14 protein-coding genes and 2 pseudogenes are annotated in these 22,113 nt (G+C 61.9%); 7 read left to right on the top strand and 9 right to left on the bottom strand.

The window, feature by feature from the left end:
* The gene (urtB, locus tag AC629_RS02445) at nucleotides 1-927 is read right to left on the bottom strand and encodes an urea ABC transporter permease subunit UrtB (RefSeq protein WP_074122618.1); all 927 of its coding nucleotides are present in this window, start codon (nucleotides 925-927) and stop codon (nucleotides 1-3) included.
* Between the two features lie 126 nt (nucleotides 928-1,053).
* A complete protein-coding gene (gene urtA, locus AC629_RS02440; RefSeq protein ID WP_084803184.1) occupies nucleotides 1,054-2,316 on the bottom strand; it encodes an urea ABC transporter substrate-binding protein in 1,263 nt (420 codons plus the stop codon).
* Between the two features lie 170 nt (nucleotides 2,317-2,486).
* On the opposite strand from urtA, the gene AC629_RS02435 reads away from it, so the two are divergent.
* Nucleotides 2,487-5,858 carry a hybrid sensor histidine kinase/response regulator gene (locus AC629_RS02435; protein WP_084803183.1) on the top strand — a complete coding sequence of 1,124 codons (3,372 nt, stop codon included), beginning with the start codon at nucleotides 2,487-2,489 and terminating at the stop codon, nucleotides 5,856-5,858.
* Nucleotides 5,842-6,771, top strand: a complete 930-nt coding sequence (locus AC629_RS02430; protein WP_084803182.1) for a response regulator — start codon at nucleotides 5,842-5,844, stop codon at nucleotides 6,769-6,771. The genes AC629_RS02435 and AC629_RS02430 overlap by 17 nt, the downstream gene beginning before the upstream one ends.
* Before the next feature lie 175 nt (nucleotides 6,772-6,946).
* Here AC629_RS02430 and AC629_RS48210 read toward each other — a convergent pair whose 3' ends face one another.
* Together AC629_RS48210 and AC629_RS48205 are read right to left on the bottom strand one after the other, a co-directional pair.
* Nucleotides 6,947-7,777 carry a tetratricopeptide repeat protein gene (locus tag AC629_RS48210; protein ID WP_245331680.1) on the bottom strand — a complete coding sequence of 277 codons (831 nt, stop codon included), beginning with the start codon at nucleotides 7,775-7,777 and terminating at the stop codon, nucleotides 6,947-6,949.
* A 29-nt stretch (nucleotides 7,778-7,806) separates the two neighbouring features.
* On the bottom strand, nucleotides 7,807-8,646 hold the full coding sequence (locus AC629_RS48205) for an adenylate/guanylate cyclase domain-containing protein (protein WP_245331679.1): 840 nt from the start codon (nucleotides 8,644-8,646) through the stop codon (nucleotides 7,807-7,809).
* A gap of 378 nt (nucleotides 8,647-9,024) precedes the next feature.
* On the opposite strand from AC629_RS48205, the gene AC629_RS02420 reads away from it, so the two are divergent.
* From AC629_RS02420 to AC629_RS02400, 5 genes and pseudogenes are all read left to right on the top strand, one after another.
* A complete protein-coding gene (locus AC629_RS02420) occupies nucleotides 9,025-9,879 on the top strand; it encodes an adenylate/guanylate cyclase domain-containing protein (protein WP_084803192.1) in 855 nt (284 codons plus the stop codon).
* Between the two features lie 498 nt (nucleotides 9,880-10,377).
* Nucleotides 10,378-11,295 carry an NADP-dependent oxidoreductase gene (locus tag AC629_RS02415; protein ID WP_084803181.1) on the top strand — a complete coding sequence of 306 codons (918 nt, stop codon included), beginning with the start codon at nucleotides 10,378-10,380 and terminating at the stop codon, nucleotides 11,293-11,295.
* Nucleotides 11,296-11,606: 311 nt separating this feature from the next.
* A pseudogene (locus tag AC629_RS02410) lies at nucleotides 11,607-11,879 on the top strand (catalase); the annotation flags it as partial.
* A 65-nt stretch (nucleotides 11,880-11,944) separates the two neighbouring features.
* Nucleotides 11,945-12,232, top strand: a complete 288-nt coding sequence (locus AC629_RS02405; protein ID WP_084803180.1) for a hypothetical protein — start codon at nucleotides 11,945-11,947, stop codon at nucleotides 12,230-12,232.
* A 161-nt stretch (nucleotides 12,233-12,393) separates the two neighbouring features.
* Complete coding sequence (locus AC629_RS02400) at nucleotides 12,394-12,747, top strand: hypothetical protein (protein WP_084803179.1); 354 nt, start codon at nucleotides 12,394-12,396, stop codon at nucleotides 12,745-12,747.
* Between the two features lie 722 nt (nucleotides 12,748-13,469).
* On the opposite strand, the gene AC629_RS02390 is transcribed toward AC629_RS02400, so the two are convergent.
* The 5 genes and pseudogenes from AC629_RS02390 to AC629_RS02375 all read right to left on the bottom strand — a co-directional run.
* On the bottom strand, nucleotides 13,470-14,768 hold the full coding sequence (locus AC629_RS02390; RefSeq protein WP_084803177.1) for an energy-coupling factor transporter transmembrane component T: 1,299 nt from the start codon (nucleotides 14,766-14,768) through the stop codon (nucleotides 13,470-13,472).
* Entirely contained in the window at nucleotides 14,765-15,382 is a 618-nt protein-coding gene (locus AC629_RS49715; protein ID WP_283845299.1) for an efflux RND transporter permease subunit, read from the bottom strand. Before AC629_RS49715 ends, AC629_RS02390 begins: the two co-directional genes overlap by 4 nt.
* A gap of 7 nt (nucleotides 15,383-15,389) precedes the next feature.
* On the bottom strand, nucleotides 15,390-17,852 hold the full coding sequence (locus tag AC629_RS02385; RefSeq protein WP_283845297.1) for an efflux RND transporter permease subunit: 2,463 nt from the start codon (nucleotides 17,850-17,852) through the stop codon (nucleotides 15,390-15,392).
* Between the two features lie 38 nt (nucleotides 17,853-17,890).
* A pseudogene (locus tag AC629_RS02380) lies at nucleotides 17,891-20,990 on the bottom strand (efflux RND transporter permease subunit).
* Nucleotides 20,987-22,113: efflux RND transporter periplasmic adaptor subunit (locus AC629_RS02375; protein WP_084803176.1), on the bottom strand; the 1,127-nt coding region annotated here is incomplete at its 5' end. The gene AC629_RS02375 and the pseudogene AC629_RS02380, both read right to left, overlap by 4 nt.

The raw sequence follows: 22,113 nt of genomic DNA, 5'->3' as shown, positions 1-22,113 counted from the left end.
CTACTTGCGGACCTTGAGCGCGAAGAGCCCCTGCGGTCGCACCATCAGGATCGCGACGATGGTCAGCAGAGTGATGACCTTGGCCATCGATCCCGACAGGAAGAACTCCAGCGTCGACTGGGTCTGGGAGATCGAGAAGGCCGAGGCGATGGTGCCGAACAGGCTGGCGGCGCCGCCGAATACGACGACCAGGAAGGTATCGACGATATAGAGCTGGCCGGCGGTCGGCCCGGTCGAGCCGATCATGGTGAAGGCTGAGCCCGCCACACCGGCGATGCCGCAACCGAGACCGAAGGTGTAGCGATCGACCTTCTCGGTGTTGATGCCGACCGCGCCCGCCATCACCCGGTTCTGCACCACCGCGCGGACCTGCTTGCCCCAGCTAGACCAGAAGAGGACATAGGCAACCGCGATGGTAATCAGGATGGTCAGCGCCATCACGAACATGCCGTTGATCGGGATCTGGATGGAATCGGTCGCCTGCCAGGAACCCATCATCCACTCCGGCAGTTCGACGCCGACCTCGCGTGCGCCGAACACCGACCTATAGGCCTGCTGCAGGATGAGGCTGAGGCCCCAGGTTGCAAGCAGCGTATCGAGCGGGCGCTTGTAGAGATGCCGTATCATCGCCCACTCGACCAGCATGCCGAGCGCGCCCGAGGCGATGAAGGCCAATGTCATGGCGATGAAGAAGTAGCCGGGGAACAGCCAGGGCGCGAATTGCTGGACGGCGTTCGAGGTCATCCAGGTGACGTAGGCGCCCAGGATCATGAACTCGCCATGGGCCATGTTGATGACGCCCATCTGGCCGAAGATGATGGCGAGCCCCAGCGCCATCAGCACGTAGACGGAGAACAGGATCAACCCGGCAAAGCCCTGCATCGCGAAGATGGCACCGAGATCACCGAGCGAATAGTCACCGAACATAAACCGCCCTCCGGAATTCCAAGTCAGGCCGCGCGCCAGCAGACGACACGCGGGAATGGAGGACGTGGGCCAATGAGGTCCACGCCTGATGTCGGAGAATGAGGAGAACTCAGATGAGCGCCGAGCTCACTGGTAGCCCTTCGGGAACGGATCGGGCTCGACCAGATCGGCGGTCTCGTAGACCAGCTCATACTGGCCGTCCGCCTTGGCCTTGCCGACGCGCGTCTTCGACCAGAGATGATGGTTCTCGTGGATGCGCACATAGCCTTCCGGCGCGCCCTTGAACTCGACGCCGGGCGATGCGGCCGCGACCTTGTCGATGTCGAAGGAGCCGGCCTTCTCCACCGTCAACTTCCACAGCCATGGGCCGAGATAGGCAGCCTGGGTGACGTCTCCGATCACCGTCTTCTCGCCCCACATCTTCTTGAAAGCGGAGACGAAGGCCTTGTTGTTGGCATTGTCGAGTGACTGGAAGTACTTCATGCAGGCGAAGGCGCCTGCGATGTTCTCGCCGCCGATGCCGTCGATCTCGTCTTCGGTCACCGAGATCGTCAGCAGCGTCTGCTTGGAGAGATCGATGCCCGCCGCCTTGAGCTGCTTGTAGAAGGCGACGTTGGAGCCGCCGACGATGATCGCATAGATCACGTCCGGCTTGGTCAGCTTGATCTTGTTGATAACCGAGTTGAACTGGGTGTGGCCGAGCGGGAAGTATTCCTCCCCGACGACCTTGGCGCCCTGCAGATGGCCTTCGATGTGCTTGCGCGCGATCTTGTTCGAGGTGCGAGGCCAGATGTAGTCCGAGCCGAGCAGGTAGAAGGTCTTCGCGCCCTTGGTCTTGTTGACCCAGTCAAGCCCCGCGATGATCTGCTGGGTGGCCTCCTGGCCGGTGTAGATGACGTTCTTGGACTGTTCGAGGCCTTCGTAGAAGGTCGGGTAGTACAGCATGCCGTTGTACTGCTCGAACACCGGCAGCACGGCCTTGCGCGAGGCCGAGGTCCAGCAACCCATGACGGCCGCGCACTTGTCGTTGACCAGCAGCTTCTTGGCTTTTTCCGCAAAGGTCGGCCAGTCCGAGGCGCCGTCTTCCTGGATGAACTTGATCTTGCGGCCGAGCACGCCGCCCGAGGCATTGATCTGCTCGATGGCGAGCTTTTCGGCTTCGACCGAACCGGTCTCGGAGATCGCCATGGTGCCGGTGACGGAGTGGAGGATGCCGACCGTTACCTCGGTGTCGGTGACCGCCAGGCCCGTGGTGTTGACCACCGAGGTCGCCGGCGCCTGCGCGAAGGACGTCCGCGGCAGCATCGTGATGGCCGGCAGCGCTGCCATTCCCATCAGCAGTTTACGCCGGAGCGGCGAATTCAGGCCCTTGTTGGCTTCGTCTGACATGAGCACCCCACTTTTTGTTCGAAGACACGCGATTGGTCCCGTGAGGATGGCTCGGATTTGTGCACCGCAAGCATACGCAAGATCGCGTATACTGCACCGCAAAATACCGACGTAGGCTTTTGGTACGGAATTTGCGAGGGCTTCGGGTCGGTTATCGGGAGTGGGGTCAAGTGGCAGGGCGGCAGCGAGTAGACCGCGTCAGGCGCCAGTACAACCAGTGGGTCGCCAACCAGACGCTGGAAGACTACGCGCTGCGCTTCACGGCCAAGAGCGCGCGCCGCTGGTCTGCCGCCCGCGTCGCCAACACTGCGCTTGGCGCAATTTCCTTCCTGGCGCTGGAGGCGATCGGCGGCACCATCACCCTGAACTACGGCGTCACCAACGCCAGCGCGGCGATCCTCGTCGTCTCCACCATCATCTTCTGCTGCGGCGCACCGATTGCCTATTACGCAGCCAAATGCGGCATCGATATTGATCTGCTCACCCGCGGCGCCGGCTTCGGCTATATCGGCTCCACTGTCACCTCGCTGATCTACGCCTCCTTCACCTTCATCTTCTTCGCGATCGAGGCCGTGATCCTGGCGACGGCACTCGATATGTGCTTCGGCATTCCGCGCCCGATCGGCTATCTCATCAGCGCGGTCGCGATTATTCCGCTCGTCACCTACGGCATCACGCTGATCAGCCGCTTCCAGCTCTGGACGCAGCCGCTCTGGGTCATCCTGCACCTTCTGCCCTTTGCCGCGATCGCGTGGGCCAATCCCCATTCGTTCACGGAATGGCGCAAGTTTTCCGGCGAGCATGGCGATCTCAATGGTCATTTCGATCTGTTGCTGTTCGGTGTCGCCTCGTCCGTGGTGTTCTCGCTGGTGGCGCAGATCGGCGAGCAGGTCGACTTCCTGCGCTTCCTGCCGCGCGATCACCGCGCCTCCAGGGTATCGTGGTGGATCGCGCTGATGAGCGCAGGGCCCGGCTGGATCGTGCTTGGCGCAATGAAACTGCTGGCCGGCTCGTTCCTCGCCTTCTTCGCGCTGAGCCACGGCGTGCCGCCCGAAGAAGCCGCCGAGCCCGCGCACATGTATCTCGAGGCGTTCCGATATGTACTGTCGCAGCCGGACCTTGCGCTCGCCCTGACCGGCACCTTCGTCATCCTGTCGCAGCTCAAGATCAACGTCACCAACGCCTATGCCGGCTCGATCGCCTGGTCGAACTTCTTCTCGCGCTTGACCCATAGCCATCCCGGCCGCGTCGTCTGGCTGGTGTTCAACGTGATGGTGGCGCTGCTGCTCATGGAGATCGGCGTCTACAAGGCGTTGGAGCAGACGCTCGCGCTCTACTCCAACGTCGCCATCGCCTGGGTCGGCGCGCTGGTGTCCGATCTCGTCGTCAACAAGCCGCTCGGCCTGCGTCCGCCGCAGATGGAATTCAAGCGCGCCCATCTCTACGACATTAACCCGGTCGGCGTCGGCGCCATGACGATCGCGACCATCGTCTCGATCGCGGCGTTCTACGGCCTGTTCGGTCCGACCATGAAGGCGCTCGCCGCCTTCGTTGCGCTGACGGTCGCCTTCGTCACCGCGCCGGCCATCGCCTGGCTGACCGACGGCAAATTCTACATCGCACGCAAGCCGAAGAAGAGCTGGGCCACTATCGAGGCGATCCAGTGCTGTATCTGCGAGCACAGTTTTGAGCCTGAGGACACGACATCGTGCCCGGCCTATGTCGGTCCGATCTGCTCGTTGTGCTGTTCGCTCGATGCGCGCTGCCACGATCTCTGCAAGCCCCATGCACGCGCGCAGGTGCAGTTTTCCGACGCACTCGGCAGGATTTTGCCGCAGCCGATTTATGAGCGGATCAATTCGCAGTTCGGCCATTATGTCGGCGTATTCGTGATCTCCGCCGGCCTCGTCGCGCTGGTGCTGGGACTGATCTATCTCCAGACCTCGGCGAGCGTGCATGGCGAGAACATGCTCGTCTCGAACGTGCTGTGGAAGGTGTTCTTCTCGCTCAGCATCATCATCGGCGTCGTCGCCTGGCTGTTCGTGCTGGCGCAGCAGAGCCGCCGCGCGGCGGAGGCAGAGACGCGGCGGCAGACCGCGCTGTTGATCCAGGAGATCGACGCACACAAGCGCACCGACGCCGAATTGCAGCGGGCCAAGGAGGTCGCGGAATCCGCCAACCTTGCCAAGAGCCGCTATGTCGTGGGCCTCAGCCACGAGCTGCGCTCGCCGCTGAACGCGATCAGCGGCTATGCCCAGCTCCTCGAGCAGGATGCGACGCTGAACACCAAACCGCGCGACCAGGTCCGTGTGGTCCGCCGCAGCGCCGATCATCTCTCCGGCCTGATTGACGGTATCCTGGACATCTCCAAGATCGAGGCGGGGCGGCTGTATCTCTCACGCGACGAGGTGCGGCTCAGCGAGTTCCTAGATCAGCTCGTCGGCATGTTCCGTCTTCAGGCCGCCGCCAAAGGCATCGACTTCGTGTTCAGGCGGCCGGCGCATTTGCCGGTGGTGGTGTATGCGGACGAGAAGCGGCTGCGACAGGTGCTGATCAATTTGCTCTCCAACGCCATCAAGTTCACCCAGACCGGCAGCGTCCAGTTCGTCGTGCATTACCGCAGCCCTGTTGCCGAATTCGAGGTGATCGACACCGGCCCCGGCATCCAGGGCGACGATCTCGAACGCATCTTCGCCCCCTTCGAGCGCGGCGCGCTCGGTGTTTCGCAGCCGCAGACCGGCACCGGGCTCGGCCTGACCATCAGCCGGCTGCTGGCAGGCGTGATGGGTGGCGACATCAAGGTCCTGAGCACGGTCGGCGCCGGCAGCACGTTCAAGGTCAAGATTCTGCTGTCGGAGGTCACCAATCCGCAACGCATCGCTCCGGTGGAGGCCCCGGTCTCCGGCTATCATGGCGCGCGCAAGACCATCCTCATCACCGACGATGATCCTGTTCATCGCGACCTCCTGCGCGAGGTGCTGACGCCGCTGGGCTTTATCCTGCTCAGCGCCACCGACGGTCCCGGATGCCTCGCGCTGGCCCAGCATTGCCGGCCCGACTTGTTCCTGCTCGACATCTCGATGCCGGGCATGGACGGCTGGACCGTGGCAGAGTCGCTACGCGCGAGCGGTCATCATCAGGCCCGCATCCTGATGGTGTCGGCGAGTGCGTTGGAGGCCCACGGCACACCGCTGGCGCAACCCTTCCACGACGGCTATCTGATGAAGCCAATCGACATCCCGCGGCTGCTGGAGACCATCCGCCAGCTCCTCAAGATCGAGTGGCAATACGGGTCGGACGAAATCGTCGTGCCCCCGTGGCGACCGGAGAGCGGCTCGCGACCACCGGTGCGGCACATCGAGGCACTACTCGGGCTCGGTCAGATCGGCTACGTCAAGGGCATCCAATTGAAACTGGACGAGATCGGCAACGAGCATCCCGAACACGCCGACTTCGTCGCGCAGATGCGGTCGCTGATCGACTGCTTCGACCTCGACCAGTACATGGCCACATTGAAGACGTTGCATGCGTATGAACACTGAGCCGAAGAAACGCGACGTCGCGCTCGTTGTCGACGATTCCCCGGAGACGCTCCGGCTGCTCACCGACGCACTCGACGGCGCAGGCATGACGGTGATGGTGGCCCTCGACGGTGCAGCCGCAATGCGCATTGTCGACCAGATCACGCCCGACATCGTGCTGCTCGATGCCGTGATGCCGGGCATCGACGGATTTGAGACTTGCCGGCGGCTTAAACGCGATGCGGGCCTCGCCAATGTCCCCGTGATCTTCATGACGGGATTGGCCGAGACCGAGCACATCGTGCGCGGGCTGGAGGCCGGCGGGGTCGACTATGTAACCAAGCCGATCGTGGTCGAGGAGATGCTGGCGCGCATCCGTGTCCATCTCGGCAATGCGCGGCTGACCCAGAGCGCGCGCGCCGCGCTCGACGTCTCCGGCCGCTTCCTGTTCGCCGTCAACCGTCAGGGCCACGTCCTCTGGGCGACGCCGCAGGCGCAAAAACTGCTGGCCGATCATCACGGCGCGCAGGCCGACGACGATTTCGTCCTGCAGCCATCACTGCTGCAATGGCTGGAACAGGCGAAGGGCAAGGGCAGCGCGAAGTCCCAGGCCGCCTTTTTGCCCGACAATCCGCAACTCCGGCTCTACTACATGGGCGAAACCGCGCAGAACGAGTTCCTGCTGCGGCTCTCCAAGGAGTCGGGCACTGCGCAGCCGCCCGAATTCACCAGTGAACTCGGTCTTACCACCCGAGAGGGAGAGGTGCTGGCCTGGCTCAGCAAGGGCAAGACCAATCGCGACATCGCGCAGATTCTGGGATTAAGCCCGCGCACTGTCGACAAGCATCTAGAACAAATCTACGCGAAACTGGGAGTCGAAAATCGGACCGCCGCCGCCGCGATTGCGGCCAATGCGACGAGGCGGAGTTCATAAACTACTGCGATAAGGTAAGAAGAATGAACAGAATGTCCGCTGGTGGTCAAGAGCGCCAGTTTCAACGGCGGCAAATCACTTCAGGTCACCCCCGATAAGCAGACCACTTCAAAGCCAAGCCGGACTTCGCCTCGGGGGCCAGAAGCGGTCATTCGATCACCTCGTGGGCGCGAGGTCATTCGGGCAGTCCCGCCTTCCGAAGGCCCTCGATCCCCAGCTTTGAATTTGAATAGCCACCCCGAGCGATCCACGCCGATATTGTAAAGGTGGGATCGACCTCAAGCAGACGAGCTGCCGCCTCACACGCCTCGGCGTCACGTCCGAGATGGGCGCAAGCGGACGCAAGGCAGCGGTAAGCCGCCGAATAGGAGGGGTTTTGATGTAGGGCCTTCTTCGCTGCGGCGATGGCCTCTTCAAAGCGACCACGCTCGATAAAGGCAAACCCCATTCCAACAAACGTCAGGTGTAGCCGCGGGTCTACCGGGCTCATGGGCATGGCGCGTTCCCAGCTGCGGAGCGCCTCCTCCAGCAGCCCCGCAATTCTATAGACCTGGCCTCTGCCGTTCCATGCGGTAAATGAATTTGGGTTGAGCGCGACCGCGCGGTCAGCCATTTCGATCTCACGTTCACTATCGTCGATCATGTACGCAGAGATTATGGCAGCCCACGCTAACGTGTCAGGATCACCATCGTCGACATTCAAGGCCAAGCGACGAAGCCGAATTGCTTCCTTGCGCTCGAATTGAGTATCATTGGCATAGCCCAACAGGACGTTAACCATATGACAAGCACCTGCCAGAGCCGCGACGACCCCGAACCGAGGGTCCAGCTCCAAGGCGCGGTCAGCCAACCTAATCGCCTCGGCCAATCCTTCGCGGGTGAACGGATAGTGCAAGGCTCGGAGATAACAATCATGTGCGGTGAGGTTCTCCGGTCGCCGTCGCGTAGCCAATGCAATTTCTGTTTGAAGCAATTTTGGCTGAATGGCTGAGACAACTGCCACCATTACTTCGTCCTGGAGAGCGAAAACGTCCGTCAGGTCACGTTCGAACCTGTCCGCCCAGATGTGCGCCCCGTAATCGCATCAATCAACTGCCCTGTGATGCGAACTTTTCCTGATGCCTTGCGTACAGACCCCTCAAGGACGTAGCGCACGCCAAGTCTGCGTCCGACCTCCTTGATATCGATTGCTTTGTCTTTAAACGTAAAGCTCGAATGGCGAGCTATCACGAATAACGATTTGAACCGCGAGAGCGCGGTGACGATTTCCTCAACCATCCCATCGGCAAAATACTCCTGCTCGGGGTCTCCGCTCATGTTCTGGAACGGCAGCACGGCGATGGAAGGCTTGTCTGGGAGTGGAAGGGCCGCGCCCAACTTCTCGATCGGCGCGCCATGCGCTCGGGCGCCTAAGGCATAAGCGCGGATAGGCTTGGAGATGTTCTTGAGCTGCTGCTCGCCGCGATCCTCGAAGCCAACGTCCAGCTTGCCTTCAACTTCGCTGTACACCTTCTCGGAAATCAGGATGCCGCCCGGATCAGCGGCCCCCTCAAGCCGGACAGCGACGTTGATCCCGTCGCCAAAAAGATCGCCGTCAGCCCCGACAATCACCTCCCCGAGATTGAGACCAATGCGTAGCTTAAAGGAGCTTCGACCTAATGCGATGCTTTCCTGTATCTCCAACGCGCATCGCACCGCAGCCGATGGACTTGCGAACTCGGCCAACGCGCCGTCACCCGTGGTCTTGATCAGTCGCCCGTCGTAGCGGGAGAGGCTGGGCTCGATTACTTCGCGCTTCAGCCGCTCAACCTCGGCGTAGGTGGCTTCCTCAGCGCGTTGCATCAACGCAGCGTAACCGACCACGTCGGCAGCCAAGATCGCCGCTAATCGCCTTTGAACCGCTGCTCCGCCACAGCGTCCTCCGAACGACCAGACTAACCACGCCGCTTCGATAAGGAGGAGCCTAGCACTTTGTGGCGGACATGTGAGCGGCAATCAAGGAAGAGCCCCGTTTGCCCAAAGGGCATTTGTCATGCCCATGGCAGGGGCAGCGTTGGGCCGGCATTAATGACCGCTCAGGGTCAGACTCGGAAGTTCAGGTCAGCACGACCTACGTCCGGTCTATCCCCTGATAGCCGACATCGACGCAACTGTCGGGGACGGTCGAGAAGGGCCAGGACCGGGCCTTCAAACCGCTGTGGCGCCAGACGATGCCTGATGCATTTGGCGGTCAGGGAGGCTACCCTGTGGTCGATGACCGATGACAAGGTGAAACGACGGCTGACCACCATCCTGTGCGCCGATGCGCACGGCTATTCTCGCCTCATGGGTACAGATGAAGCGGGAACGCTGGAAACGCTGCGCCGCTACCGCAGCGCCATTGCAGGATTGGTGGAGCGTCACGACGGGCGAATCGTGAACACCTGGGGCGATTCCGTGATCGCCGAGTTCGCCAGCGTTGTCGAGGCCGTGCAGTGTGCGATCGAGATTCAACAGGAAATTTCCAATCAGGATTCGGACCCACCTCACGCGCAGCAGATGCGGTTTCGCATCGGCGTCAATCTCGGCGATGTGATGGTGGACGGTTCCGACATCTTCGGCGACGGGGTCAACATCGCGGCGCGGCTGCAGGAACTCGCCGAGCCCGGTGGCGTCGTGGTCTCCGGCTCCGTCTACGATCAGGTGCACAACAAACTATCCGTTAGCTTTGACTGTCTCGGCCAGCAACAGATGAAGAACGTTGCTCCCGTAACAAGCTATCGAGTGACCATGGACCGAGCCGTCGGGCGACATGGCTTCCCCGTTGACGAAAGCCCTGCGCCCCAAGTTGGAGCAGTTTCAGCCTCGGAAGCCGGAGCTCAACGAATTCGCGCCCCATACGAGTCCACCACGTGGATCAGCTCCATTTCGGATCGGTTAGCGAACCTGCCTCGCCCCGTTAAAGTGGCCCTCACAGTTTCGGGCTTTCTAATTCTAATCAATGTTTTCAGCGGTGCGCACAGAATCTGGTTTCATTGGCCAGTCGCAGCCTTGCTCTTCTTTGTCCTCCTGCGGACAGTGCTCCGGCGCAGACCTGCTTCGGAGGATCGCCGAAGGCGTCCGGAGTGAGTGGCTCGGCTGTTGCAAACGCATTCTTCGTGCCGAACCGAATATTTCAGAAGGCTTGGTGAAAGTCAGCTTTGGGGGGCGACCAAATTCCGCAACGCAGCCAAATGACGCGATGGGCCAACAGCGGAAATGACGCGTGGCGGCGCTTGCAATCTCAATTCCTTTCGCCGTCTCAATGCGCTCCCGCCGAGAAAATCTGGGCAGCAAACGGAGCCCTTTTTCCAAAAAGCGAATTGAACGCCGAGGGCAGCCATCGCGCTTGGTACAGCCAAAATTTACAATCTTGGTGCTGTTCTATGACCAAGCGCAACGCATCTATCCGCAGGTACCAGCGATCGGAGCGATCCCGATCCGTCTTGCGGGAGCCCCGGCCGATGCAAACAGCGCAGATCGCAGACACAGGGACAGGACTTCCACACTGCCTGGCGGTTGTGGAGGCGCGTTCACCCTCCCTGCAACAGTGGCACCAAAGAGACAAAGACCGAGGAGATAATTCCCATGAAGGCGATCGTTGTAACGGAACAGGCCGCGGGAACGGCCGGGATGAGGCTGATGGACCGGCCCGAGCCGCAGGCATCGATAAACGACGTCGTTGTTCAGGTTCATGCGTCGGGATTTGTCCCTACTGAGCTGACGTGGCCCTCGACCTGGACCGATCGCCTCGAGCGTGACCGAACACCGTCGATTCCTGGGCACGAGCTGGCCGGAGTGGTCACCGCTCTCGGATATGGCACTACGGGGTTGTCGGTGGGACAGCGGGTGTTCGGCCTCGCGGACTGGTATCGCGACGGCACGCTGGCCGAGTATGTGGCGATCGAGGCACGCAATCTCGCGCCGCTGCCGGGTGACATCGACTTCACGGTGGCCGCGAGCCTGCCGGTCTCGGGTCTGACCGCATGGCAAGGGCTATTCCAGCACGGCCGTCTTCAGGCGGGGCAAAGCGTCCTCGCACACGGCGCGGCCGGCGCAGTCGGTTCGATGGTGACGCAACTCGCACGAGAGGCCGGCGCCCACGTCATCGGCTCCGGACGCGCCGCCGACCGTCAGACGGTGCTCGACTTTGGGGCGAAGGAGTTCGTCGACCTCGACAAAGACGCCCTGGAAGATGTCGGCAAAGTCGATCTGGTGTTCGATGTCATCGGCGGTGACATCCAGAAGCGGTCCGCAGGACTGATTCGAGCCGGAGGAACGCTGGTCACCGTCGTCGGGCCGGCCGAGGCGCGGCCCTCCGACGGACTGGCACTCGACTTTGTCGTCGAGCCCGATCGTTCCCAACTGAGTGAGATCGTCCAGCGGGTGCGGGACGGACGACTGCGGACGAACATCGGCAAAGTCTCGACCTTCGACGATGCGGTCGCCGCCTTAAATCCGACCGGGCGGCGCAAGGGGAATACGATCATCCGCGTTCGTCCCTGAGCAATGCATGCCCATTGATGCACGCAGCCGGCCGGCGCTATTCAGCTCGGCGGATGAGAAAATGTCCGAAACGGGTCAGACTCGGAAAACCTCGTGTAGAGCATAACAAGTCCGCTTTACCCCAAACGGCCGACATACGAGCTGACGTCGTACACAGTCTGCGTCGGGCCATAAGCCGACGTGCGCTCTACCTATTCCATCGCCTCGCCGGCGCAATGCGCTCGCGCTGACTGACTCATACCGAGACTGAACTCGCCCATAGGCCAGCTTTTCGGTGCTATACTGCTTGCGCCTTACATAGGAGGCCCCCCATGACAAACTGCACAGTCGTTGCTGCGCTAGTTGGGTTGGGTTTGGCGTTGCCCGTCGTTGCACTGGCGCAAGACAAGCCCCTCGAGGGACAGCTCGTCAATGCAATGAACAAAGTATTCGGGGTACATCCCGGATTTCGTGCCAATCATGCTAAAGGCATCGTGGTCGAGGGTAGTTTCAAAGCATCTCCGGAAGCAGCAGAGCTAAGCCGAGCGGCCCTTTTCAACGGCGGCACGATCCCCGTGACGGTGCGCTTCTCGGATTCCACGGGGAAGGGAGCGAATCCAAGGAAATCGAATACTTAGACCAGAGTTTGGGGAAATCGCCATGCATTGAATTGCAAGGCGTTTCACGACCGCTCCCCAAACCCGCCGATCGCCTGCATGACCTCCGCAAGCAGATCTCCGCGCTCAAGGCCGCGGAAGAGTCGCTGAGGCAAGGTTTCATCAGCGGCGCGCTCGATCCGATCGGCGATCAGTACACCGTCACCGTCGAAACCAGGACCAACCAGCGGATCAATCTCGCCGAGATGCGCCAGCACGTCGCCGGCGAGATCTGGACGCCGTACCTCGTCGAGAAGGTGACGAGCTACGTCTGCGTTCGCAAGCGCGCTGGCGATGGCTGACCGTCATCACCAACTAAGGAAATTGCGCGTTCGCAGCGCGCATCAAAGGAGACCAGACCAATGACCACCGTGATTCCCAAACCACCCGACCGGAAACAGGACCATGCCGCCAGAACGGAAAGGCAGCGGACTTCAAAACGAAGCCGCCGCGCAAGGTCCAGGTGCTCACGGTCGCCGGTGACGACCTGACCCGCACTGACGACCCGCTCAAGATCGCCGTCCGCCAGATCGCCGGCGTCTTTGCGCAGCTGGAGAAGGCACGCCTTGTGGCGCGGTTGAAGCGTGCGCGCGAGCGGAAGAAGGCCGCCGGTCTTGGTCGCGCCGAAGGCCGCAAGAGCATAGGCGAGACGCGGCCTGACGCGGTCAAGGCGGCGCTGGAGATCGCAGCCCGCAAGCCACGGCCTTCCCTGCTCAAGATCAGCGCGGAGCTCGCCAAGGCTCGCTATATCACCGCCCGAGGCCGGAGCTTCAGCGCGAGCCAGATCAGCCGCATGATTGCTAGTGCATCCGAGTAAAGGCACGGCAAAATCCGGACCACCTCAAAAGGCCGCCTCCTAGGTCGGCTTTTTGTTTCCAGCGACGGACCTCGCAACCGATCGAAGGACGGCTTCCTTTTTTTTTAGGCGAAAATAACGCCAATCACCCCAATCCCCGGCGTGATCTCTGGTCCGCTTCGCGCCAACAGCTGCAGCTCTGCTTGTACGCAATTAGAAGAGCCTCTTGCTGATAAGTCGTGCGGCCAAAACACCGTGCTGGAACATTTCCCGCTGCTACGAGTTTGGCCGTTCGCGATCGGATCGGCCTTCGCTTTCGCGAACAATGACGATGGCAAGACCATGCGGCGAAGGCGCGATGTCGCCACGCGCACCTACAAATGCGCGAGACTGGCATCGCAAGCACGAGAATGGCCATGATGCGAGTAGTTTTGAGCGCGCTGATATTGGTTTGTTGCGTCCAAGGCGTACCCGGTCAGGATCAACGCGGCAAAGGATCGGAGGACACCACGCGCAGCGAGGGACAGGTTCGCAGCGCCTGCCAGCCCGAGATCGAGAAGCTCTGCGGTGGTCAGGAGCGAAGAGCCGGCCGTTGCCTGCGAAGCCAGAACCCGGACGCACTGTCGGAAAGATGCAAGACCGCCTTGGAAAACCGGGGCCTCCAGTAGTGCGGTGCGGCAAGGCAGCTCGTCGGCCCGATGCGGAGTGCAAACGCGACACACGCGGCGACCAGAGTTCCCGCTTCAGGACGATTCACTGGGTCCACCGCCCAAGTCCTCGTCAGCCGGCCGCGTGGCGGCTTCGTGCAGCGCGCGCGAGTTCGGCCACGCTTCGGACGTTGGCGACGATTTCTGCGCCTCCACGACGCGCAGTACGACCACCGCCGCGAAACCGCTGAGCACCCCAGCAATCAGGTTCGGGACCAGCTTAACGGCGGGAAAGAGATAGATCTCGGCCCGGGCACCGAGCAAAAGCACGACGGCAAATTCGGTTGCAGTGCGGGCGATTGCCGCAAAGAAGCCGAGTACGCAGTAGCCGAGCGCCCACGATGGCCATCGCCGAACCAACGGCTCGCCGAGATCGATGACTACGCCGGGCGCGATATGCTTGATGATTTCAAGCGCTCCGAACCGGCCGTCGCCCTGGAGGAAACCGATGACGCCCATGATCGAACCAGCCGCCGTAGCGCCCCACCGAGATCGAGTGAGCCGCGCGGCGACGACGTAGAGCGGGAACAGCAGGAACATTTTATGGCCTGACGCAAAGGGTAGACCGGGCAGGATCTTGAACATCTTGAGCGACGCCATGCACAGGGCGATGCCCGTGATCACCGCGACGTCGTGGGCAAATCGATCCCCGACGCGGACATCAGGATCGGAGCCGGCCTGGCCGTCTGCGAGCGCGATGTTCGCCCGGATCGTGTCGGCAAAGGCGCCTACATCGCCACGCAGAATTTGGCGCAAGACGGCAAACGATTCTGACCTGGACGCCCGATCGCTAGCGCGGCGCGCTCCGCGCCCTCTCCTTTGGGTGCCTTCGAGGAGCGCCAGGGTCCGGTCGAGCGCGTGAACGAACAGTGGCGGTAACCGGAATGCCTGCAAGCCATCGATCAGATCGCGGCCCCTTCCCGTCAAGCGCACGACCGCCGAGGTCAGCAGGACAGTGATGATCTGCAAACACATGAGTCCGGCATGCTCGAGCCCGCTCAGATTGATCGACAGCGCCCACCCAAGCCCGGGAATATGCCAGTCGACGAGCAAGTCCCTTTCGGATGGAGTAGCTGGCGGAAGCAGGGCGTACACACCGATCAGGAACACAAACAGCCATTTGAGCCGCAAAGCCAAGCGGGCGACGTCCCCGAGCGCGACACCGTATGCCAAGAGGATGAGGCCCTGAACGACTGCGAGGGTAGAAATTGCAAGCCACCGCAACGACTGGCTCAGCGGCAGCGCTGGGACCGCGAACACGACCGCCATCACCGCAAGAAGATACCATACCTTCAATACGGCGATTCTTCTCGTGTCGTGCTGCGTCTCATTCATGCGCGAACTCGCGAGACTCGTCGTGCAAAGCGGCGCCCTGGCGCTTCGGGGAGCAGCCGGTCGAGCGCCAGATAGACGACCGGCGTCGTGAACAACGTCAATAACTGGCTCACCACGAGTCCGCCGATAATCGAGATGCCGAGCGGCTGCCGAAGCTCAGCCCCCACACCGGTTCCGATTGCCAGCGGCACGGCGCCCAGGATTGCTGTCAGGGTCGTCATCATGATGGGACGAAACCGCAGCCGGCATGCCTCGAAGATCGCCTGTTCCGGCGAGCGGCCGCCCTCACGCTCGGCAACGAGCGCGTAGTCGATCATCATGATCGCGTTCTTCTTGACGATACCGATGAGGAGGATGATCCCGACCACCCCGATAAGATCGAGTGGATGCCCGGTTGCCCACAGCGCCAGGATGGCACCGATACCGGCTGATGGAAGGGTCGAGAGGATCGTCACGGGATGAATGATGCTCTCGTAGAGGACGCCGAGGATGATGTACACGGCGACAAGGGCCACCGCGATCAACACGGGCATGGTGGCGAGCGTGTCGGTAAATGCCCTCGCGCTGCCTTGAAAGCTTCCCTGGATACTGCTCGGTGCGCCGAGCTCTCGCATGATCCGCTCAACAATCTCGGTCCCCCGCTGGATCGCGACCCCCCGGCCGCATGGAAAACGTGAGTGTCACAGCGGGCGCCTGTCCCTGATGGGCGACAGAGTTCATCTGGACGCCGTGCTCCACCCTGACAGCGCTCGCCAGCGGGATCTGCTTCCCGCCGGGGCCGGCCACGTACACCTTTGCCAGCGAAGAAGGATCCTCCTGAAGCTCCGGGCTCGCCTCGAGGACCACATGGTAGGTGAAATGCGGGGCATAGATCGCCGACACCAGGCGTTGCCCGAACGCATCATTGAGGGTCTGGTCGATGTCATTAGGCGCTGCCTGAAGGCGGGCCGCCGCGTCGCGGTCGATGACGAGCATCGTCTGCAGCGCGCCCGTTTCAAGATCGGTGGTCACGTCGCGCAGCTCGGGAAATTCTTTCAGCCGCTCGACAAGCCGTGCTGCCCATGTCTCCAATTCACCCAGGTCCGGTCCGGTGATGGTGTACTGATATTGCGCCTTCGAGATCCGACCGCCCACGCGCAGGTCCTGGACGGAGACCATGTATAGCGCAACCCCCTGCACCTCGCGGGTCGCCCGCCGCAATCGGGCGATCACCCGGTCCGTGTCGAGACCACGCTCGGCAAGTGGCTTCAGGGCGATGAAGATCCGCGCCTGGTTCGTGGCGCCACCCGACTGCCCGGTATAGCTCCCTACCCTTGCGACGGCCGGATCCTTCAACAGAATGCGCATGAGGTCCTGGACCCGCTCGCTCATGGCCCGAAAGGAAACGGTCATCGGTGCCTCGGCGATGCCAACAATGGCGCCAGTGTCCTGCTGGGGAAAGAATCCTTTTGGCACCTGCATCCAGAGAGCAACGGTTGCCAACACGGTCACCCCCATCACGACGAGGATGGCAGGACGATGGCGCAAGACGAGGATGAGGAGGGACTCATACCCGGCAAGCACCTTCTGGAAGACGTGCCCAAGCACAGGGGCACGCACCTCTGTACGCGCATGCCCAAGATAAGCGCCCATGACCGGTATCAACGTGAGCGACACGATAGCGGATACAGTTATGGCTAGCGCCAGCGTGACCGAGAATTCGCGAAAAATCCGTCCGATCATGCCACCCATGAACAGCAGCGGAATCAACGCGGCGATCAACGACACACTGATCGACACCACGGTGAAACCGATCTTGCGAGCCGCTCCGAGAGCCGCCTCGAACGCCTGCTCATGGCCGCTCATCCGGCGGCTGATCGCTTCGATGACCACTATCGCGTCGTCCACAATGAATCCGGTCGCAATCGTGAGCGCCATCAGAGACAAGTTGTCGACGCTGTAACCTAGCAGGTACATCGCTCCGAATGTCCCGGCGATCGATAGCGGGATCGTGATTGCGGCCGCCAGGGTGGCCCAAGGCCGCCGTAGGAACACGAAAACGATCGTTACGATGAGCCCGAGGCTGATCAGAAGAGCAAGCTCGACCTCATGCACGCTGGCGCGGATCGTTTCCGTCCGATCGCTCATTACCGAAAGGTCTATTGCCGGCGGGAGCCAGGCCCGAAGGGTTGGAAGGAGCGCCCGGATACGATCGACCGTTTCGATGACATTGGCGTTCGCCTCCTTGAAAACGAAGACCAGCACCGCAGGCTGATTGTTGAACCATCCTGAGGTGCGGACGTTTTCGACGCTGTCAACGACGGAAGCGACCGCATCGAGCCGGATCGGCGTGCCATGGCGCGTGCGAAGGATCGTTGATTTGTATTCATCGGCCTTGCGCATTTGGTCATTAACGCGGACGAAATAAGAGACATCCGGAGCGTCTATGCGGCCCTTTGGTCCCGCCGCATTAACGCCATTCAGGGCGGTCCGTACGTCTTCAAGACCGAGGCCCATCGCGGCAAGCGCCGCTGGGTTGACCTGGACACGCACTGCCGGCTTCTCCGAGCCGTTGACAGTGACTTGCCCGACCCCCTCCACCTGGGAGAGCTGTTGGGCCAGGATTGTCTGTGCCGCCTCGTAGACCGCGCCCGGCGGAAGCGCGTCGGACGTCAGGGCCAGTATCAGGACCGGCGCCGCCGAGGGGTTGTTCTTGCGCCAAGTTGGTGGGGTCGACATGCCGGTCGGAAGATCGGGCGCCGCCGCATTGATCGCCGCCTGCACATCGCGAGCAGCTGCGTTGATGTCGCGGCTGAGCTCGAACTGGACGACAAGGGTCGCAATGCCGAGGAGGCTCGAGCTGGTGAGCTCCGTGACCCCGGCGATCTGTCCGATGCGCCGCTCCAGAGGCGCTGCGACTGCCGTGGCCATCGTCTGAGGCTCGGCGCCCGGAAGCGCCGCCGTGACCATGATCGTCGGATAGTCAACCCGCGGAAGGGACGCCACGGGCAGGAACAAGAATGCAAGCCCACCGCTCAATAGCAGCGCCAGCATCAATAGGCTGATGCCGATTGGTCGCCGCAGACAGGTCTCGAGAAGGCTCACGATGATAAGCTCCGACCGGAACTGGACGCGGGACTACTTCACCCCGCTGTATCCATGACCATTCGCATGCGCCGTCGAAGCGCCGTTTGGACTCGGTCCAGTGCCACGTAGATCACCGGCGTCGTGTACAGCGTCAGGAACTGGCTGAGCAGCAGGCCGCCGATGATTGCAATGCCGAGGGGGGCGGCGCAGCTCCGATCCGGGACCGGAACCGAACGCGAGCGGAACGGAGCCGAGCAGAGCCGCCATCGTCGTCATCATGATCGGGCGGAAGCGTTTGAGCGAGGCCTCGAAGATCGCTTGCCGGGGCTGCAACCCTTGCGTCCGCTCCGCGTCCAGCGCGAAATCGATCATCATGATCGCGTTCTTCTTGACGATCCCGATGAGGAGGATGATTGCAATGATCGCTATCAGCGACAGATCGTTGCCCGTGACCATGAGCGCGATCAACGCGCCGATTCCCGCCGAAGGCAAGGTCGATAAGATCGTAATCGGGTGAATGGTGCTCTCATAGAGCACACCGAGCACGATGTAGACTGCGATCACGGCAGCGAGGATCAGCCAGACCTCGCTTGCGAGCGAGGCCTGGAACTCGGCTGCCTCTCCAGCAAACGACCCAATCACCGAATCGGGCATGCTGATAGCGTTCTCGGATTCACGCAGGATCCGAACCGCCCCCCCGAGTGAGACGCCCGGCGCCGGATCGAAGGAAAGCGTGACGGCTGAAAAAAGGCCCTGATGCGTGATTGCAAGGGGGGCATTCCCGTGGCGTACCGTCGCGAAGCTTTCCAGCGGGACCTGCACGCCCTGGCTCGAGGGCATGTAGAGGCGTCCCAGCTCGACCGGGTCGAGCTGGAAATCCGGCGCCACCTCCAGCACGACGTGATACTGGTTCTGCTGCGTGTAGATGGTCGAGACCTGGCGCTGCCCGAAGGCGTCGTAAAGTGTATCGTCGATAGTCTGCGGAAGCACCCCGAGCTGACCGGCCTTGTCGCGGTTGATCACGATGTCGACTGCAAGGCCGCCAGTTTGCTGATCGCTAGCGACGTTCTGGAGCGATGGCGATGAGCGCAGCTTTTCAAGCAGCCTTGAGGCCCAGTCGGCCAGCTCCACGGGGTTCGCGTCAACCAGGATGTACTGGTATTGGGTCCTGCTGGTGCGCGTGCCGATCTGAATCTCAGGTGCGGGCTGGAGGTAGATCGAGAGTCCCTGCACCTTCGTCATTGCGCGACGCAGCTGGCGCGCGATCTCGGCGGCCGTCTCAGTCCGCTGGTCGCGGCGCTTGAGCACGATAGTCAAGCGTCCCGTGTTCGGCGTCGAATTGACGAGGCCGACACCGACGAAGGAATCCACCCCGGCAACGTCCGCATCGCGCAGCGCAATCTCGGCGGCCCGAGCCTGCAGCCGCATCATCTTATGAAATGATATCCCGGGCTCCGCATCGGTCGTCGCGACGATCACGCCGGTGTCCTGGACGGGCAGGAAGCCTTTCGGCACGACAAGGTAGAGCACGATAGTCGTGAGCAGCGTCGCCACTGCGACGGCAAGGGTCCCCGCTTCCCGTCGCATCACCCATGCGAGGCTGCTTTCGTAGAGTGCGAGCGTCGCGGCAAACGCACGCTCGGACATCCGCAAGAACGCGTTGCGTCGCCGCCCCTGCTCCCGGCGCAGGAGGTGCCCGCACATCATTGGAGTGAGAGTCAGCGATACGATCGCCGACACCACGATGGTGACCGACAAAGTCACTGAGAACTCCCGGAACAACCGCCCGACGATGCCGCGCATAAATAGCAGCGGGATGAACACCGCAATGATCGACACGGTTAGGGACACGATCGTGAACCCAATCTGGCGTGCGCCTTTGTAGGCGGCCTCCAGCGCGGTCTCGCCGTCTTCCATCCGGCGCACGATGTTCTCGATCATGACGATGGCATCATCGACCAGGAAGCCGGTCGCGACCGTGAGCGCCATGAGGGAGAGGTTGTCGAGGCCAAAGCCCACCAAATACATGACGCCGAACGTGCCAACGATCGACAGCGGGATCGCGACGCTCGGGATGACCGTTGCCCAAAAGCGGCGCAGAAACAGAAACATCACGAGCACCACGAGGGCTGTCGTGAGCATCAGCGTGAACTCGACATCGGCGATGCTGGCTCGGATGGTCTGCGTCCGATCACTGAGGATCGTCAAACGGACCTCCGGCGGCAGGCCCGCTCGCAGCCGTGGCAGAAGTTCCTGAACCCGGTCGACCGTCTGGATGATGTTGCTGGCCGGCTGACGCTGGACGTCAAGGATGACGGCTGGCTGCCCGTTGAGCCAAGCACCGACTTTCGCGTTCTCGGCTCCGTGAACCGCGGTACCAACGTCGCGCACGCGGACCGGAGCGCCGTTGCGGTACGCGAGGATTACGTCAGCATAGGAGTCAGCCACCAGGATCTGGTCATTGGCCGCAATCGTGAATGCCTCATTGGGCCCGTCAAAGCTGCCCTTCGGTTGATCGACATTCGTGCGCCCCAAGACCGTGCGGACCTGTTCTAGGCTCAGGTTGTAGGCAGCGAGCTGGGCCGGGTTGACCTGGACTCGCACCGCAGGCTTCTGCCCGCCCTGGATCGTCACCGCGCCAACGCCAGTCACCTCGCTCAGCTTCTGCGCAAGCACCGTGTCGGCGATGTCCTGGATCTTCGTGATCGGGTACGCTTCGGACGTGAGCGCCAGGATGAGAATCGGCTGGTCCGCCGGGTTCACCTTCTTGTACACGGGTGGGTAAGGAAGGCCGCTCGGCAGTGAAGCCGCGGCCGCATTGATCGCGGCCTGAACGTCCTGCCCCACGGAATCGATGTCCCGGTCCAGGACAAACTGCATGGTGATTACGCTGATGCCGAAAGAGCTTGTCGAAGTCATCAGCGTCACGCCCGCGATCTGCCCCAACTGCTGCTCCAACGGTGTTGTGACCAGGGAGGCCATGGTGTCCGGACTTGCACCAGGAAGCTGGGTTGAGATTTGAACAGTCGGGAAATCGATCTCGGGCAAGGAGGAGACCGGGAGCAACCTGAATCCGAGGCCACCCGCGATGAGCACCGCAAGGCTTAACAATGTGGTGGCGATCGGACGCGCGATAAAGGGCGCGGATATGCTCATGGCGAGGGTCGACGCTCCTGACTCGCTGCCCCCTCTGATGCAAGCTTCGACGGCGCGATCTGGCGAACGGCTCCTTCCTGGTGTGATTTGGTTTCGGAGGGAATCACGCTCGCACCCGGCCGGAGCTGCTCCTGGCTTGTGATAACGACCTGCTGACCAGGCTCAAGGCCAGCTTCGACGACCGCGACGATGTCATCGACTTGACCGACCCGGATCGGCCGCATCTCGACCCGGTTGTCCTGGTCCACCACATAGGCAAAGGTGCCGCTCGCATTGCGCTGCACCGCCGCGCTCGGCACGACGGTGCCATCCTTGACGGTGTCGAGTCGGACGCGGACGTTAACGAATTGCCCCGGCCACAGCTTGCGATGTGCGTTGGCAAACGTGGCCTTGAGTTTGATCGTGCCGGTCTGAGCATCGATGCGATTGTCAAGGACCGACAGGGCGCCCTCTTCCAATGCCCTCTTCCCGTCGGCATCGAGCGCCACCACCGGAACCAGCCTCTTGGCAAGCGCCTGCTGCACCGTTTCGAGGTATTGTTGCGGAAGCGAGAAGGATACGTAGATCGGCTCAAGCTGCGTGATGATCACTATTCCGCTCGACTCACGCGCTCGAACGAAATTGCCTGCATCAATCAGCCGTACCCCGGTTCGCCCGGCTATCGGGGCGCGGATGCTGGTGTATTCGAGATCCAAAGCGGCTGCGTCGATGTTGGCCTGGTCGGTCTGCAGCGAGCCTTCCAACTGGCGGACCAGCGCGCGAGCGGTATCCACCGCCTGCTGAGTTGCAAATTGCCCAAGCTTCACGGCTCGATCGAGATCGAGCTTCGCGTTGGCAAGCTGTGCCTCATTCTTCGCCTTTACCCCTTGCGCTTGGCTGAGCCTGGCCTCATAAACGCGGGGATCGATCTGGGCCAGAAGATCTTCGGCCTTTACCTCTTGGCCTTCGGTGAAGGCGATCTTTTCCAGTATGCCGTCAACCCTCGCTCTTACGGTAACGGTGTTGAAGGCTTCCACTGAGCCGATGCCGGTCACATTAACGGGCACGTCCTGTCGGACCACTGGAGCGGTAACAACCGCGACCGGACCGCCTTGACGATGCCTGCCTCGGCCGCCGCCACCCC

Source organism: Bradyrhizobium sp. NAS80.1 (genome assembly GCF_001908205.1).
In the GTDB taxonomy this organism is placed as follows: Bacteria; Pseudomonadota; Alphaproteobacteria; order Rhizobiales; family Xanthobacteraceae; genus Bradyrhizobium.
This window is presented reverse-complemented; position numbering and strand designations above follow the sequence as displayed.